A 15,916-nucleotide genomic window follows, 5' to 3' on the forward strand; every position below is an offset into this window, starting at 1 on the left:
CTCATTCGATGAACACCATCATGGCATCGGACACAAGATCCAGCACACGCTGCACCAGACACCGTCGCTGGTGCCGCTGATCGTTCTCTTGCTTTCGCTGATCATATTCGGCGCGCTGCTCGGCTCGAAACTCTTCTCCCCCTTCGCCATGACGCTGATCCTGCAGCAGGTGCAGATCGTCGGCATCGTCGCAGCGGCCCAGAGCCTCGTCATCCTGACAGCGGGCATTGATCTCTCCGTCGGCGCGATCATGGTGCTGTCGTCCGTGGTCATGGGCCAGTTCACCTTCCGCTATGGACTGCCCACCGAGCTCGCCATCGTCTGCGGCCTGATCTGCGGCACGCTGTGCGGTTACATCAACGGCTTCCTGGTTGCCGTGGTGAAGCTGCCGCCCTTCATCGTCACGCTCGGCATGTGGCAGATCGTTCTGGCCACCAATTTCCTTTATTCGGCCAACGAGACCATTCGTTCGCAGGAGATCGCCGACGCCGCCCCCTTGCTGCAGTTCTTCGGCAACAAGATCAACATCGGCGGCGCGATCTTCACATACGGCGTCATCTTCATGGTGCTGCTGGTGCTGGTCCTGGCCTATGCCCTGCGGCAGACCGCCTGGGGGCGCCATGTCTATGCGGTCGGCGACGATCCGGAAGCCGCACAGCTCTCCGGCGTTCAGGTCAAGAAGGTGCTGATCTCGGTCTACATGCTCTCCGGCCTGATCTGCGCCTTTGCCGGCTGGGCCATGATCGGCCGTATCGGATCCGTTTCCCCGACGACGGGCCAGCTCGCCAACATCGAGTCCATCACCGCCGTGGTGATCGGTGGCATCTCGCTCTTCGGCGGCCGCGGCTCCATCCTCGGAACCCTGTTCGGGGCCCTGATCGTCGGCGTGTTCACCCTCAGTCTGCGTCTGCTCGGGGCCGATGCCCAGTGGACCTATCTCCTGATCGGCATTCTCATCATCGCGGCGGTTGCCGTCGACCAATGGATCAGAAAGGTATCGGTGTGATGGAACCTGTCCTGCAAGCACGCAACCTGGTCAAGCGCTACGGCCGTGTGGTGGCCATGGACCATACCGACTTCGAACTCTACCCGGGCGAGATCCTGGCGGTGATCGGAGACAACGGGGCGGGCAAGTCCACCCTGATCAAGGCCCTCAGCGGCGCGGTCCTGCCGGACGAGGGCGAGGTCCTGCTGGACGGCCGGCCCGTCCGCTTCGCCTCGCCGATCGACGCGCGGGAGGCGGGCATCGAGACGGTCTACCAGACCCTTGCCATGTCGCCGGCCCTGTCGATCACCGACAACATGTTCATGGGCCGCGAGATCCGGAAGTCCGGCTTTCGCGGCAAGTGGCTGCGCCAGCTCGACCGCAAGCGGATGGAGGACATCGCCCGCGACAAGCTCAACGAGCTGGGCTTGCTCACCATCCAGAACATCAACCAGGCGGTGGAAACGCTGTCGGGCGGCCAGCGCCAGGGGGTGGCGGTGGCCCGGGCGGCCGCCTTCGGCTCCAAGGTCGTCATCATGGACGAGCCGACGGCAGCCCTCGGCGTCAAGGAAAGCCGCCGGGTGCTGGAGCTGATCAAGGACGTGAAGGCGCGCGGCATGCCGATCGTGCTGATCAGCCACAACATGCCGCATGTGTTCGAGGTCGCCGACCGCATCCATATCCACCGCCTCGGCCGCCGCGCCTGCGTCATCAACCCCTCCGACTACTCAATGTCCGACGCCGTCGCCATCATGACCGGCGCAATGGATCCGCCGGAGAGTTTGGCGGCTTAGGAATGGAAAGGGAAAAGAACTTCAGGGGCCATTGAGGGCCGTCCTTGTCCTTGCAGTCGAGACGGTCTGAAGCGTGTCCCAAAACTGATACCTCATCCTGAGGAGGATCGTTGGCCCTCCTCAGGATGACGACGAAAGTGTTGTTCTTCGGATCAAAAAAGCCGAAAGATCTTCGGTACAACGCACTCTCGTGAGCTGACAATTGCAAACTATGAAAGACCTGACTCCATATGTTTCTGATTTGCGGCGAAGCGCTTTTTGATCTCTTCGGAGAAGCCTCTTCCGGCGACAGCCTTTCCTTCGACGCCCGCATCGGCGGTTCCCCTTTCAATGTCGCCATGGGCCTCGCGCGCCTTGGAGAGGATGCTGCCTTTTTCGGCGGCATTTCACGCGATGCGCTCGGGGAAAGGCTGGTGCAGAAGTTTCGCACTGAAGGCGTTTCGGAAGACTACATTCTGAGAACCGATCACCTGACGACGCTCAGCGTTGTGCAGAAGGACGAACACGGTCACCCGGCCTACACGTTCTACGGGGCCGGCGCCGCCGACCGCATGGTGACGACGGACGACCTGCCTGACTTTCCCGAGCCGCCCCTTTTCCTGCACGTCGGCTCCTACACGGCGCTGGTGGATCCGGTGGCAACCGCGCTTAAAACCCTGATCGAACGCGAGCGACCGCATACGCTGATTTCCTTCGATCCCAACATCCGCCCGACCGTCGTTTCAGACATGATGCTCTGGCGGCAGAACACAGAGGCCATGGTGCCGCTCACCGATGTCGTCAAGGTCAGCGACGAGGACCTTGAGCTGATTTTACCCGGCGAACCGGTCGATGAAGTTGTCCGCAAGTGGCTGGCGCTTGGCCCGGATCTTGTTGTCGTCACCAGGGGCGGCAACGGAGCGACCGCCTACACTTCGGATTTGAAAATCGATTGTCCGGGTGTTCGCGTAACCGTCGAAGATACCGTCGGTGCCGGCGACACCTTCCAGGCGGCGCTGCTTGCCGGCCTGAAACAGCTTGGCGCCACCGGCCGTGATAGACTGTCAGGCCTTGACGAAACACGCATAAACAACCTTCTTGCTTTCGCGGTCAGGGCAGCCGCCGTCACTTGTTCGCGGCGCGGAGCGGATCTGCCGCGCATGACTGAGCTGGAAAAAGAGTGGGCTGCCTTGAAATGAGGGGCTGACAAACGAATTAAATCGATTTAAAAACCTGCCGAACCATCGAGCCTCCGGAACCATGTTCCGCGGTAGTTTCGGCGGCCGGATGATGAGACAGATGTCTGAAAGGGATGTGTTTATGGCGGTACGCGTCATTGAAGTTGAAGATTTCGACCTGGTCGTGTTCGGAGCTTCCGGCGACCTTGCACACCGCAAGCTTCTTCCGGCCCTTTATCACCGGGATGCCGATGGCCAGATGCCGCCGGAAGCCCGCATCGTCTGCAGCGCCCGCCGCGACTATACGGACGACGACTACCGGAACTACGCCAAAGAAGCCCTCAAGGAGCACGTCAAGGATCTGGACGACGAGCACCTGAAGAAATTTCTGGAACGCATACGCTACGTCAAGATCGACGTTGCCTCCGGCGCGGGGTTCGATGATCTGAAGGCGGTTCTCGAGGAACGTCCGGATGCCATCCGCGCCTTCTACCTGGCGGTCGGGCCGGATCTCTTCGGCACGATCTGCGAACATCTCGGCAAGACCGGGGCGGTCAACGACCACTCGCGTGTCGTCATCGAAAAGCCGATCGGCAAGGACGGGGCGTCCGCAAAAGTGCTCAACGACACCGTCGGCTCGGTTTTCAACGAAGATCAGGTCTTCCGTATCGACCATTATCTCGGCAAGGAAACGGTGCAGAACCTGATGGCGCTGCGCTTTGCCAACGCCCTCTTCGAGCCGCTGTGGAACGCGGCCCATATCGATCATGTGCAGATCACGGTTGCCGAAGCGCTCGGCGTCGGCGGACGCGCCGGTTACTACGACACGGCCGGTGCCCTGCGCGACATGGTCCAGAACCACATGCTTCAGCTGCTCTGCCTCGTGGCGATGGAGCCGCCGGAGTCCATGAACGCGGACAGCGTTCGCGATGAAAAGCTCAAGGTTCTGAAAGCGCTCGCACCGATTACCGAAAACAATGCCGACAAACTGACGGTGCGTGGCCAGTACCGGGCCGGCGCATCGGCCGGCGGCGCGGTGCCCGGCTATCTGGACGAGCTCGGCGACGACAGCAGCGGCACGGAAACCTTCGTCGCGCTGAAGGCGGAGATCGCCAACTGGCGGTGGGCGGGTGTGCCCTTCTACCTGCGTACCGGCAAGCGTCTGGCCCAGCGAGTTTCGGAAATCGTGGTCCAGTTCCGGCCGATTCCGCACTCGATTTTCAGCGACGAAGCCGGAGCCATCACCGCCAACCGCCTGATCATCCGCTTGCAGCCGGATGAAGGCGTGCAGATGCAGGTCATGATCAAGGACCCGGGCCCGGGCGGCATGCGCCTGCGCCAGGTTCCACTCGACATGAGCTTCGCGGAAGCCTTCAAGGTTCGCAATCCCGATGCTTACGAGCGCCTGATCATGGACGTGATCCGCGGCAACCAGACCCTGTTCATGCGCCGAGACGAAGTCGACGCCGCCTGGGCCTGGATCGACCCGATCCTGTCCGCCTGGGCCGCCTCCAAGGAAACCCCGAAGGGCTATACCGCCGGAACGTGGGGGCCTTCTGCGTCCATCGCCCTTGTAGAGCGCGACGGACGCACCTGGGCGGAAGACGACGGCAAGTAAGAAAGTTGCGCAGGACCCGTCCTGTGCAATTGCGCCATTTAAATCGATTAGCAAGCTGCAATGGGGCGAATTCGCCCTATTTGCGAGGAAGCCGGACCCAAGTGAGCCAGACCGGAAACCGGTTAGCAAAGGACCAGACACCATGACCATCCAGGATCGCATCGGCGACGTTACCGAACGGATCGTCAAACGCAGCCACGACAGCCGCTCCGCCTATCTGGAGCGGATCGGCCAGGCCGCGGAGAAAGGCCCGCAACGCTCCCGCCTCTCCTGCGGCAACCTTGCGCATGGATTTGCAGCCTGTGGCCTGTCGGACAAACAGGCCCTTTCCGGCGACGTTGTGCCGAACCTCGGCATCATTACCTCCTATAACGACATGCTGTCGGCCCACCAGCCCTATGAGACCTATCCGGAGCTGATCCGCAAGGCCGCCCATGATGTTGGCGCCGTGGCGCAGGTGGCCGGCGGTGTTCCGGCCATGTGCGACGGGGTCACCCAGGGCCAGGACGGCATGGAGCTCTCGCTCTTCTCCCGCGACGTGATCGCCATGGCGGCTGCCATCGGCCTGTCGCACCAGATGTTCGATGCGGCCGTGTTCCTCGGCATCTGCGACAAGATCGTTCCGGGTCTCGCGATTGCAGCCCTTTCCTTCGGGCATCTGCCCGCCGTCTTCGTGCCCGCCGGTCCGATGACGACCGGCATTTCCAATGACGACAAGGCCAAGGTCCGCCAGCTCTACGCGGAAGGCAAGGTCGGCCGGGACGCGCTTCTTGAAAGCGAGTCCAAGGCCTATCACTCCCCCGGCACCTGCACTTTCTACGGCACCGCCAATTCCAACCAGATGCTGATGGAGATCATGGGCCTGCACATGCCGGGCGCGTCCTTCGTCAATCCGGGCACCCCGCTGCGCGATGCGCTGACCAGGGAAGCGGCGAAACGCGCCCTGGCGATTTCTGCCCTCGGCAATGAATACACGCCAGCGGGCGAAATCATCGACGAAAAGGCCATCGTCAACGGCGTCGTCGGCCTGCATGCCACGGGCGGGTCCACCAACCACACCATGCATCTGGTCGCCATCGCTGCCACCGCGGGCATCCGGCTGACCTGGGACGACATTTCCGACCTTTCCGACGTGGTGCCGCTGCTGGCCCGCGTCTACCCCAACGGAAAGGCGGATGTGAACCATTTCCAGGCCGCCGGCGGACTTGCCTTCCTCATCCGCGAACTTCTGTCCGACGGGTATCTCCATCAGGACGTCAAGACCGTCTACGGCTCGGATCTTTCCGGTTACACGGTGGAAGCAAAACTCGACGCGGACGGTAATGTTCGGCGCGAGCCGGCTCCGGAGAAATCGGGCGACGAAACCGTTCTGGCGCCGCTCTCCTCCCCGTTCCAGCCGACGGGCGGTCTGAAAATGCTGACCGGCAATTTCGGCAAGGCGGTGATCAAGATTTCCGCGGTCGCGAAAGAGCGTCACGTCATCGAGGCCCCTGCACGCGTTTTCCATTCCCAGGAGGAGTTCCTGACCGCCTTCAACAACAAGGAACTGACCGGCGACGTCGCCGCCGTCGTCCGTTTCCAGGGCCCGAAGGCCTGCGGCATGCCGGAGCTTCACAAGCTGACTCCATGCCTCGGCATCCTTCAGGACCGTGGCCACAAGGTGGCTCTCATCACCGACGGCCGCATGTCCGGCGCCTCCGGCAAGGTTCCGGCCGCCATCCACGTAACCCCGGAAGCCGCGGCCGGTGGGCCGATCGCGAAAATCCGCGACGGCGACATGATCCGCGTGGACGCGGTCACCGGCAAACTGGAAGTTCTGGTGGACGAAGCCGAATTGAACGCTCGCCCCGCTGCCGAGATGGACTTGAGCCATCACCAGACAGGCGTCGGCCGCGATCTTTTTGCCGCCTTCCGAGCGAATGTCGGCACGCCGGACATGGGTGCGCATGTGTTTGGCGGATAAAAGCAGACGATCTTAAGGAAAGCCGGGCCGGTTGCGGATTGTCATCCCGGCTGTAGCGAAGCGAAAGGCCGGGATACAGTACGCATTGACGTCGAGAGCGATCCACGGCAATGGCCACGATTACTGGACCCCCGCCTTCGCAGGGGTGACAAGAATGAGGTTTCGAAAAGAACATGGCCCAGGACATTGAAAAAATCGAGAAGGTGATGTGCGCGGCGCCGGTGATCCCGGTGCTGGTCGTGGAGGACCCGAAAAAGGCCGTACCGATGGCCGAAGCTCTGGTGCGCGGCGGCCTTCCGGCCATCGAGATCACGCTTCGCACCCCCCACGCACTTGAAGCGATCGACGCTGTCAACGAGCATGTGCAGGGCGCCATCGTGGGTGCGGGTACCGTTCTGGACGGCAAACAGTACGACGAAGCGGTGTCAGCGGGAGCGCAGTTCATCGTATCCCCCGGGGCGACCGAGGCACTGCTCGATGCCGCCGATCAGCACAGCGTGCCGCTTCTGCCCGGCGCTGCGACAGCATCCGAAGTCATGTATCTGCTGGAACGCGGCTACAGGCGTCTGAAGTTCTTCCCGGCGGAGCAGGCCGGTGGTGCGGCCTACCTGAAATCCCTGTCGTCGCCGCTGGCGGCCGCCAAATTCTGCCCGACGGGTGGCGTCAGCCTCGACAAGGCGCCTGACTACCTGAAACTCCCCAACGTCCTTTGTGTCGGCGGCTCCTGGATTGCCGATGCCAAGTCGATCGCGGCGGAAGACTGGGCCGGCATCGAAGAACGCGCAAGGGCCGCAGCCGGTCTCAACAACTGACCGGGAGCCCGCTGTTCGGGAAGAGGCAAGCGGGGTAGCGTTTGCGTCAGGAAGCGGCTTCCGAGCTGGCCATTTCCTCCAACTCGGCAGCGGCGAAGGCGGCATCCGCCGCATCTTCATCGTCCTGCAAGGTCCGGTCCCAGAGCAGGCGCAAGCCGGCGGACTGCTCGTCGCGCCAGGCGAATTCGGCGACGATCGGCTTCTCGAACTTGCTGACGGTCAACAACACTTCTTCCGGAAGTGCCGTCAGTCCGTTCGCCTTGACCTTGCAACCGTTGTGGCCCGCGTCCACGATGGTTCCACTGATTTCGGTCAAACCGTCGGTATCGGCAATCGTGACCTGGATGCTGACGTCGGCCCGTCTTTCCTGCCGTTTATCCAGAACAGACTTGTCTTCCGTGGCAAATACGATGGTGGCTTCGCCGCTCTTGACCGCTGTCACATGCGCCTTGATCAGCTTGGACGCCCCCTTCGTCCGGATACCGATGTTCTTGTATAGCTCACCTGCGTTATCCGACTTCAGGCATCCGCCCCACTGGCTGACGTTCGAAACCACCGCGTCGATCACGGCCAACGTGTCGAAATCCACCACGAGGACGTCCTCTTTCGCCTCGGGGCGATCCTGCAAATGGGCCAGACCGTGTTTTTTGCGCTTGTCACTCATGACAGAAAATTACGCTGCGTATACTTGCATTTCGCTTAATGACACGCAGCAGTTCCCAAAAAAATTATCCGGCGGATTACTTATCCCGGCTCCTGTCCGGCAGGCGTTCACCTAAACACAACACGAACGATGACAAACCTTGAAAACGCGTGTTTCATACCCGCACCCCTCGATTGGAGGCGCCGGACCACGCGCGCGCCCTCAATCGCGGGCAGGCAGGCAACTGAGGAGGCCGCAATGACTTTCATTAAAGGATTGACTGTACAAACACTCTTTCTTCTTTCCACGATTTCCGCCGCACAGGCCGAAGCGCTATGCACCGGTTTCGGCCCGCAGACACCGCGGGACATAACAAACAAGGCCGGAAAGAATACGGCCGCGGTGGCGTTTGCGCCCGCCGCGAACAAACTCAACCTCTGCGACATTCACACCCACACAAACGCTGAACACAAAGGGCCCGGTTTCTCCGTGTTTGCCGGGGACGGCAAATATGGCGGGTTCAAATGCAACGAAACGGATCAACTCACGCCCCAGGAACTGGCCGAACCGGCAGGCAACGCCTACAAGGGCGTAAAACCGGGCGATACGATCGAGGTCCACTGGGTTTATTCCTCCTGTGACATCACGCCCGGCAACGGCCTGGGAACCTGCCTGAGCGACGCCTGTGCCAACCCGCAACTGCGCGTGGAGACCCAAGTCTTTCTTGTCGTAAATGATCCGAAAGCCGCGAATTTTCTTGATTTTGGCTATGGCGGCACCATTCGGAACGGACTCCACCAGGCCAAGGCACTTCCAGAGGGAACGGGAGATCCGGTCACCTTCATAGGCTCGACAACGGGCCCAAGCTACACGCAGGAGGTTTGCTCCCCCCTTCAGGTGACCTGGAGCGTCCGGCCGCAATGCACCAAGCTGGACATCAACTCACTTAACGCCTGGGTTGAAAACGGCAACGTCTTCAAGGAAGACCAATCCCATGGCATCCGTCCGCTCGTGACCGCCGAGGAGTTGCTGGCGCCCATCAATTAACCGCCCTCGCACGCATAAGGCTTGGGGGAGAGTAATTTTTTGAATTTCCTCTCCCCCTTGGCACCCTGGTGTGCTATCTCATCCCCGGCGCCTGAAAAGCGCGGAACCAAGCGGATTAAATCGATTTAAGGAGATGTTGTATGGCGCTCGAGGCAGCCTATGTTTCTCTCAGCAAAAAAGCCGATGAGTTGAAGGGCACGACGCTGCGGGATCTCTTTGCGGCGGACCCGGCCCGGTTCGAAACCCTCTCCGCGCGCTGTGACGATCTGCTGCTCGATTTCTCCAAGACCAGGGTCGACGCCAACGCCCTTGCATTACTGCTCGATCTGGCCAGGGCCGCGGACGTGGAAGGCAAGCGGGCGGCAATGTTCGCCGGAGAAAAAATCAACGGCACGGAAAAGCGCGCAGTGCTGCACACGGCCCTTCGCAACCGGTCCGAAGATCCGGTCCTCGTCGACGGCGAGGACGTGATGCCGGACGTGCGCGCCGTCCTGGACGCCATGGCCGATTTTTCCGAAGCCGTCCGCTCGGGCGAGCTCACCTCCTCTTCCGGTCAGGCATTCACCGACGTAGTCAATATCGGCATCGGCGGGTCGGATCTCGGCCCGGTCATGACCACGCTGGCGCTCGCGCCCTATCATGACGGCCCGGAACTGCACTACGTCTCAAATGTCGACGGCGCTCATATCGCCGACACGCTGGAAAAGCTGGACCCGGCCACCACGCTGATCATCGTCGCCTCGAAGACCTTCACCACCGTCGAGACCATGACCAACGCGCAGACCGCGCGCAAATGGATCTCCGAAGCGCTTGGCGAAGAAGCCGTTGGCGATCATTTTGCAGCCGTCTCGACCGCCCTCGACAAGGTTTCCGCCTTTGGCATCGATGAAGCCCGCGTCTTCGGCTTCTGGGATTGGGTCGGCGGCCGCTATTCGGTCTGGTCCGCCATTGGCCTGCCGTTGATGATCGCCATCGGACCGGATGCCTTTTCCGATTTCCTGGAAGGCGCCCATGCGCTCGACACCCATTTCCGGCAAGCACCTCTTGAGAAAAACCTGCCCGTCCTGATGGCACTGATCGGCATCTGGAACCGGGATATTCTGGGTTATTCCGCCCGCGCTGTCCTACCCTACGACCAGCGCCTTGCCCGCCTGCCCGCCTATCTGCAGCAGCTGGACATGGAATCCAACGGCAAGCGGGTCAAGCTGGACGGCAGCCCGGTCGACCAGGAAACCGGTCCGCTGGTCTGGGGCGAGCCCGGCACCAACGGCCAGCACGCCTTCTACCAGTTGCTGCACCAGGGCACGACGGTAATTCCTTGCGAATTCCTGATTGCCGCCAATGGCCACGAAGACGACCTGAAGCATCATCATGACCTGCTGGTCGCCAATTGCCTGGCCCAGTCCGAGGCCCTGATGCTGGGCCGTACGCTCGACGAGGCCAAGGCCCTCCTGACGGCTTCCGGCATGGCGGACGAAGAGGTCGAGCGATTGGCCCCACACAAGGTTTTCCCCGGTGACCGGCCTTCGATCACGCTTGTCTATGACAAGCTCACTCCCTTCGCGCTCGGCCGCCTGATCGCCCTCTATGAACATCGCGTTTTTGTGGAGGGCGTGATTTGGGGCATCAATTCCTTTGACCAATGGGGCGTCGAGCTTGGCAAGGAGCTGGCAACGGCCCTCCTGCCGATGGTCAAGGGCGACGTTCCGGCCGATTCCAAGGATGCCTCGACGCGAGGCCTGCTGGCCGCGCTCAAGTCCTGACTGCCGATTGTGACCGGGTGCGGTTACTGAAAGCGGCGGGAGCCAAGGCTCCCGCCATATTTTTGCCTCACCGGCAGCTATCTGTTTCACATTCCTAAAGAAGTCTGTTCCGGATTCTTTTCACCGCCGGTCGGTTATGGCTATGAAAGATTGCTCCAAACCGCAAAGCAGCTTACCTTCGGTGTGATTTTATTCGTTGATTGGCCGTCTGGTACGGTTTGAAAGGGAGAATCTTAATGAAGAAACTTGTTCTGCTCGCCGCAGTCGGCCTTGCCCTCGCCGGATGTCAGTCCGACAGCCAGCGCGACCGTGCACTGGTTGGCGGTGGCCTCGGCGCTGCAACGGGCGCAGCCATCGGTGCGGCTGCAACGGGTGACGTCGGCGGAGCGCTGGTTGGCGCGGCTATCGGCGGTGCCGGTGGCGCGATTGTCGGCGCGGGTACGACGCCGAAGAACTGCGTCGCTTACGACCGCTACGGCAATCCGTACCGCGTTGCCTGCCCGTAATCACGTCTCATTTGCCTGTGCAGTTCATCCCGGTAGGAAAACCATGATGAAAAAAATTCTTCTGATTGCGGCTTCCGTCGCGTTTCTTGCTGGTTGCCAGTCCGACAGCCAGACGGACCGTGCCCTTGTAGGTGGCGGTCTTGGTGCGGCAACGGGCGCCATCATCGGCGCGGCCGCCGGCAAAGGCGCCGGTCCGGCCCTTGCGGGTGCTGCTATCGGCGCCGCGGGCGGTGCGATCGTCGGCGCGGCCACGACACCGAAAAACTGTGTCGCATACGACCGCTACGGCAATCCCTACCGGATTGCCTGCCCCTGATCGATGCGGATGTAAACGCTACTGGATCTCACAGGCGGGATAACATGAAGAAGATACTCCTCGTGGCCGCAACGGCCGCCTTGCTTGCAGGGTGCAGCTCAGCCGCGCAAAGGGACCGTGCACTGATCGGCGGCGGCCTCGGTGCCGCCACAGGCGCCATTGTCGGCGCCGCGGTCGGTGCCGGTGCGGCTCCTGTTATTGCTGGTGCGGCCGTCGGCGCTGCCGGCGGAGCCGCCATCGGTGCGGCAACCGCACACTGACCCGAACCGATACAGCAGGCGGGTGTTCTTTACGCCCCGCTCTGCTGCATCGGGTTTGGATAACCCGGCCCCTGGTAAGAATCTGTTAACCATAAATCTTCACCCTTGGCGGGATATTTTCTCGCCAGGGGATTCCGGATGAAACCCATCCTGACCGCCGCCGCCCTCGCCCTTCTGCTGGCAGGGTGCGTCAACACGGAAAGCCAACGGGACCGCATGCTGATCGGAGCGGGTCTCGGCGCGGCAACCGGCGCCACCATCGGCGCGGTCGCAGGCTCCACGGTCAATGCGACCCTGGCGGGCGCGGCCCTCGGCGCCATCGGCGGCGGCCTCGTCGGCGTCGTCACCACCCCACGCAACTGCATTGCCCGTGACCTCGACGGCACACCTTACAAGGTGCGCTGCCCGTAGATCAGCGCTCTATTGGTGACAGCTGCCTGCCTATCGCAATCAAGATTGAAAGACTGGTGTAATCAAGAAAGCGCTGGAAGGAACTTGCAGCCCTCCCCCTGAAACCTATTCCTGATATCTAAGCGCTATGTAACACTTGTCCGGGTTTCTTGCGTTCTTTCGACAATCCGCCATGGCAATACGATCCGCCTCAGCTTGAGTTTTCTTGCCATGCGCCCAGCCACATCCCTTCATGCCGGTAATCGTAAATGCGCGACCTTTTGCAAATGCAGCGTACTTCATCAGATGCTTGTCGGGAGCATTGATTGCCGATTTGAAGGCGTTGAACACTTCCGTGCATCCATAAAATCTGTTTCCAGCATGAGCTGAATCCACATGCAATACAATGAGTAGACTGCATATTGCAGGCAAGACAATTGCAACATATCGTTTCTTCAAGGACACGTCGAAATTCCTCTAATAAAAGCAAAACCGAGAACCAAGCTCAGTCTAATTACCATCGGAAAAATTAGCAATTTCAGTAAGATAAATTGCGAGCCTCTATCATGAAAAAAGCCGGCCCCAAGGACCGGCTTTTCTCTTCTTTTCTGCGAACTGACCCTTTATCAGGCGGCCGCGCTGGTCTTTGCCTGCTCCAGGGCAACCTTCGGGTCGACGTAGTCGTAGCCGAGAGCCGTTGCAACGGCTTCACAGGTGACCTGGCCGCCGATGACGTTGAGGCCCGGCAGGAAGTTTGCGTCTTCGAGCAGGGCTTTCTTGGCGCCCTTGTCGGCCAGTGCCAGCGCGAACGGCAGCGTTGCGTTGTTAAGGGCGTAGGTGGAGGTCTTCGGCACGGCACCCGGCATGTTGGCAACGCAGTAGTGAACCACATCGTCGATGATGTAGGTCGGATCGGAGTGCGTGGTTGCCTTGGAGGTCTCGAAGCAGCCGCCCTGGTCGATGGCAACGTCCACCAGAACCGAACCTGCCTTCATGCGGCTGACGAGGTCCCTGGAGACCAGCTTCGGTGCGGCGGCACCGGCAACAAGAACGGCACCGATCACCATGTCGGCTTCCAGAACGTGCTTTTCGAGCGCGGCTTTGGTGGAATAGACGGTCTTCAGGGCCGGACCGAAAGTCTGGGACAGCTGACCGAGAACAGTCGTGCTGCGGTCGAGAACAGTAACGTCCGCACCGAGGCCGAGCGCCATGGTGATTGCGTGGGAACCGACGACACCGCCGCCGATGACGACGACCTTGGCCGGCTCAACGCCCGGAACGCCGCCGACGAGAGTGCCGGAGCCGCCCTGTGCCTTTTCCAGTGCCTTTGCACCGGCGATCACCGACAGACGGCCGGCAACCTGGGACATCGGCACCAGCAGCGGCAGGCCGCCCTTGGCATCGACAACGGTTTCGTAAGCGATGCAGGTCGCGCCGGACTTCACGAGGTCGGCGGTCTGTTCCGCATCCGGAGCAAGGTGCAGGTAGGTGAAGAGAATGTGGTCCGGACGCAGCATGGCGCGTTCAACGGCCTGGGGTTCCTTCACCTTCACGATCATGTTTGCGGCGTCGAAGACTTCCTTGGCGGTCGCCAGGATCTTCGCACCTGCTGCTTCATAATCGGCGTCGCTGGCCCCGATGCCGGCACCGGCATTGGTTTCCACCACGACTTCGTGGCCATGAGCCACCATTTCAACAACGCTGTCCGGGGTCAGGCCGACCCGGTATTCGTGGTTCTTGATTTCCTTCGGCACACCGATGCGCATTTTTCCAACTCCTCTGGAAGTCTTATCGATTGCCTTCAAGTCTACGCCTCATTTTGTCGAATGTGCTTGCGTTCCTCGTGGTCGAAACCTCTAACGATGCAATTTTCTTGCGCCAAATAGACAAGATATCGAACATTCTGCTATGTATGATCTCGAACCCGGCAGTATGTGCAGTGCAGCAAAATGAAACTCGACCGCCTTGACAAGAAAATCCTCAACGCCCTCCAGACCGACGGCCGCATCGCCAATGCGGATCTCGCGGAAAAGGTCGGCCTGTCCCCGTCCGCCTGCCTGCGCCGGATGCGTGCCCTGGAGGAAGCCGGCGTCATAGAAAGATACGTCGCACTCCTGAGCCAGAAGAAGCTCGGCCGGCACATGGATGTCTTCGTCGAGATCTCGCTGACCGGCCAGTCCAAGGAAACGCTGGAAAACTTCGAACGAGCCGTCGCCCGCTCGGGGGAAATCATGGAGTGTTTCCTGATGGCGGGCGACGCCGACTATATCCTGCGGCTGTCGGCACGGGACCCGATCGACTTCGAACGCATCCACCGGGATCACCTGGCCCAACTCCCCGGTGTTCTGAGGATGAAATCCTCCTTCGCCATCCGCCCGATCGTCAAACGCACGGCCATTCCGCTGGAGACAGACACCTAATTGTCGCAGTTTCTCTTAAGTCTAGTCGCGCCAATCAGAATGCGAAAGCGCTTTATGATGCAGACATTATTGCAAAATCTCTATCAAGCTTTGGCAGTTCTCACACATCTGAGTATTGCAGTCGCCCCGGCACTTTCAGAGGACTACCTGGAACCAAGTGAAGACTACAAGAAAGTTACCGAGAACCTGATTGGTCAAATTGATGCGCCTGCTCATATCCTTGATTACGTTAAAGAACACATCCATGAAATGAGTTACTGGCAACAAGACTGGATTGTTGAATACAATCAGGCCTATTTGGTCTCAAACGTGGATTGCGTCGCTAACCGCTGCTACAAAATCTTCTTCCACGTTGACTACGCCGCCGAGAAGTCTTGGAAATTTGCGCTGGCGACCTACGCCATTGATCACAGCCAAATCTCAGATCTAGAAAATTTCTTTAAAAATCTAGATCCAAATGAGTGTGAGCTTTTATACCGGGGAGAATGTCTCAGCGTTAAGTCTGACGGCTTCTTTTCTCCTTATCGTCCATGAGTTGATTTCTGTACCGACGGAAAGTCCCGATCATCAACTACCTCAAGAAACCAGGAAACTGGCCCTCCGGGAGCACTACCGACCAGACGAATTTGACACTGATTGCAAGACAGTCGACGTCCGGACCAACGACCGTTATAGTCCGCATCCATTCAAAGGATTGGCTTTTCAAGGAACCCGCCCCGGTGGCCCATACCATCACCCGATTACTCAACACCACTTATCAGCTTGCCGAATGCCCGACTTGGGATGACAGAAAGAACCGCCTGCTCTGGACGGACATTCAGGGCCGCTCTATCCAGTCGATGGATTGGGACAGCCGGGAAATCGTCTCCTGGCAATTCGACAATGAAGTCGGCTCCTTCGGCCTGACGGAAGATGACCGGCTGGTGGTGGCCGTTTGGGACAAGATCCTGCTGTTCGATCCGGAGACCGGATCCAGCGAGCTTCTGGCGGAAGTCCAGGCCGATGAACCAAGGACCCGGCTCAACGACGGCAAGGTCGGCCCGGATGGGGCCTTCTGGGTCGGCACCATGGACACCAGCTCTCCGCGCGAGCCGATTGCCGGCCTATATCGGGTGGACGGCAGCGGTGAAGTCGCGGAAATCCGGGACGAGTTGCAGTGCTCCAACGGCCTCGCCTGGACGCCGGACGGTGCCTACATGTATCACTCCGACACCTCTCCCGGCTGGATCGAGTGCTACGCCT

18 protein-coding genes are annotated in these 15,916 nt (G+C 60.4%); 15 read left to right on the forward strand and 3 right to left on the reverse strand.

Annotation, left to right across the window (positions count from 1 at the left end):
* The 6 genes from ACQY7U_RS00500 to eda all read left to right on the forward strand — a co-directional run.
* A partial coding sequence (locus tag ACQY7U_RS00500) for an ABC transporter permease (RefSeq protein ID WP_428640913.1) occupies positions 1 to 1,006 on the forward strand: 1,006 nt, incomplete at its 5' end.
* Positions 982 to 1,779 (forward strand): ATP-binding cassette domain-containing protein, encoded by a 798-nt coding sequence (locus ACQY7U_RS00505; protein ID WP_428640915.1) that lies wholly within the window; start codon positions 982 to 984, stop codon positions 1,777 to 1,779. The genes ACQY7U_RS00500 and ACQY7U_RS00505, both read left to right, overlap by 25 nt.
* A 230-nt stretch (positions 1,780 to 2,009) precedes the next feature.
* On the forward strand, positions 2,010 to 2,957 hold the full coding sequence (locus ACQY7U_RS00510) for a carbohydrate kinase family protein (protein ID WP_428640916.1): 948 nt from the start codon (positions 2,010 to 2,012) through the stop codon (positions 2,955 to 2,957).
* A 121-nt stretch (positions 2,958 to 3,078) separates the two neighbouring features.
* Positions 3,079 to 4,554: a glucose-6-phosphate dehydrogenase gene (zwf, locus tag ACQY7U_RS00515; RefSeq protein WP_428640917.1), complete on the forward strand. Its 1,476-nt coding sequence runs from the start codon at positions 3,079 to 3,081 to the stop codon at positions 4,552 to 4,554.
* Between the two features lie 142 nt (positions 4,555 to 4,696).
* The gene (gene edd, locus ACQY7U_RS00520; protein ID WP_428640919.1) at positions 4,697 to 6,517 is read left to right on the forward strand and encodes a phosphogluconate dehydratase; all 1,821 of its coding nucleotides are present in this window, start codon (positions 4,697 to 4,699) and stop codon (positions 6,515 to 6,517) included.
* 173 nt (positions 6,518 to 6,690) lie between these two features.
* Positions 6,691 to 7,329 carry a bifunctional 4-hydroxy-2-oxoglutarate aldolase/2-dehydro-3-deoxy-phosphogluconate aldolase gene (gene eda, locus ACQY7U_RS00525; RefSeq protein ID WP_428640921.1) on the forward strand — a complete coding sequence of 213 codons (639 nt, stop codon included), beginning with the start codon at positions 6,691 to 6,693 and terminating at the stop codon, positions 7,327 to 7,329.
* A gap of 46 nt (positions 7,330 to 7,375) precedes the next feature.
* Here eda and ACQY7U_RS00530 read toward each other — a convergent pair whose 3' ends face one another.
* The gene (locus ACQY7U_RS00530) at positions 7,376 to 7,993 is read right to left on the reverse strand and encodes a PilZ domain-containing protein (protein ID WP_428640923.1); all 618 of its coding nucleotides are present in this window, start codon (positions 7,991 to 7,993) and stop codon (positions 7,376 to 7,378) included.
* A gap of 237 nt (positions 7,994 to 8,230) precedes the next feature.
* Between ACQY7U_RS00530 and ACQY7U_RS00535 the strand changes: the two genes are divergently transcribed.
* From ACQY7U_RS00535 to ACQY7U_RS00560, 6 genes are all read left to right on the forward strand, one after another.
* Complete coding sequence (locus ACQY7U_RS00535) at positions 8,231 to 9,019, forward strand: delta-class carbonic anhydrase (protein ID WP_428640925.1); 789 nt, start codon at positions 8,231 to 8,233, stop codon at positions 9,017 to 9,019.
* Between the two features lie 140 nt (positions 9,020 to 9,159).
* Positions 9,160 to 10,782, forward strand: a complete 1,623-nt coding sequence (pgi, locus tag ACQY7U_RS00540; RefSeq protein ID WP_428640927.1) for a glucose-6-phosphate isomerase — start codon at positions 9,160 to 9,162, stop codon at positions 10,780 to 10,782.
* 236 nt (positions 10,783 to 11,018) lie between these two features.
* The gene (locus tag ACQY7U_RS00545) at positions 11,019 to 11,288 is read left to right on the forward strand and encodes a bacteriocin (protein WP_428640929.1); all 270 of its coding nucleotides are present in this window, start codon (positions 11,019 to 11,021) and stop codon (positions 11,286 to 11,288) included.
* A 46-nt stretch (positions 11,289 to 11,334) separates the two neighbouring features.
* The gene (locus tag ACQY7U_RS00550) at positions 11,335 to 11,604 is read left to right on the forward strand and encodes a lipoprotein (protein WP_428640931.1); all 270 of its coding nucleotides are present in this window, start codon (positions 11,335 to 11,337) and stop codon (positions 11,602 to 11,604) included.
* A gap of 44 nt (positions 11,605 to 11,648) precedes the next feature.
* Entirely contained in the window at positions 11,649 to 11,864 is a 216-nt protein-coding gene (locus ACQY7U_RS00555) for a bacteriocin (protein ID WP_428640933.1), read from the forward strand.
* Between the two features lie 138 nt (positions 11,865 to 12,002).
* Positions 12,003 to 12,275, forward strand: a complete 273-nt coding sequence (locus tag ACQY7U_RS00560; protein ID WP_428640935.1) for a hypothetical protein — start codon at positions 12,003 to 12,005, stop codon at positions 12,273 to 12,275.
* 105 nt (positions 12,276 to 12,380) lie between these two features.
* Here the strand turns inward: ACQY7U_RS00560 and ACQY7U_RS00565 are convergent, their stop codons facing one another.
* Complete coding sequence (locus ACQY7U_RS00565; protein WP_428640937.1) at positions 12,381 to 12,719, reverse strand: hypothetical protein; 339 nt, start codon at positions 12,717 to 12,719, stop codon at positions 12,381 to 12,383.
* Between the two features lie 161 nt (positions 12,720 to 12,880).
* A complete protein-coding gene (gene ald, locus ACQY7U_RS00570) occupies positions 12,881 to 14,020 on the reverse strand; it encodes an alanine dehydrogenase (protein WP_428640939.1) in 1,140 nt (379 codons plus the stop codon).
* 183 nt (positions 14,021 to 14,203) lie between these two features.
* Here ald and ACQY7U_RS00575 point away from each other — a divergent pair, with 183 nt between their 5' ends.
* The 3 genes from ACQY7U_RS00575 to ACQY7U_RS00585 all read left to right on the forward strand — a co-directional run.
* Positions 14,204 to 14,674, forward strand: a complete 471-nt coding sequence (locus ACQY7U_RS00575; protein WP_428640941.1) for an Lrp/AsnC family transcriptional regulator — start codon at positions 14,204 to 14,206, stop codon at positions 14,672 to 14,674.
* Complete coding sequence (locus ACQY7U_RS00580) at positions 14,675 to 15,208, forward strand: hypothetical protein (protein WP_428640942.1); 534 nt, start codon at positions 14,675 to 14,677, stop codon at positions 15,206 to 15,208.
* Positions 15,209 to 15,393: 185 nt separating this feature from the next.
* The coding region (locus ACQY7U_RS00585; protein WP_428640944.1) for an SMP-30/gluconolactonase/LRE family protein at positions 15,394 to 15,916 on the forward strand (523 nt) is incomplete at its 3' end.

Source organism: Roseibium sp., from assembly GCF_050301095.1.
Lineage (GTDB): Bacteria > Pseudomonadota > Alphaproteobacteria > Rhizobiales > Stappiaceae > Roseibium.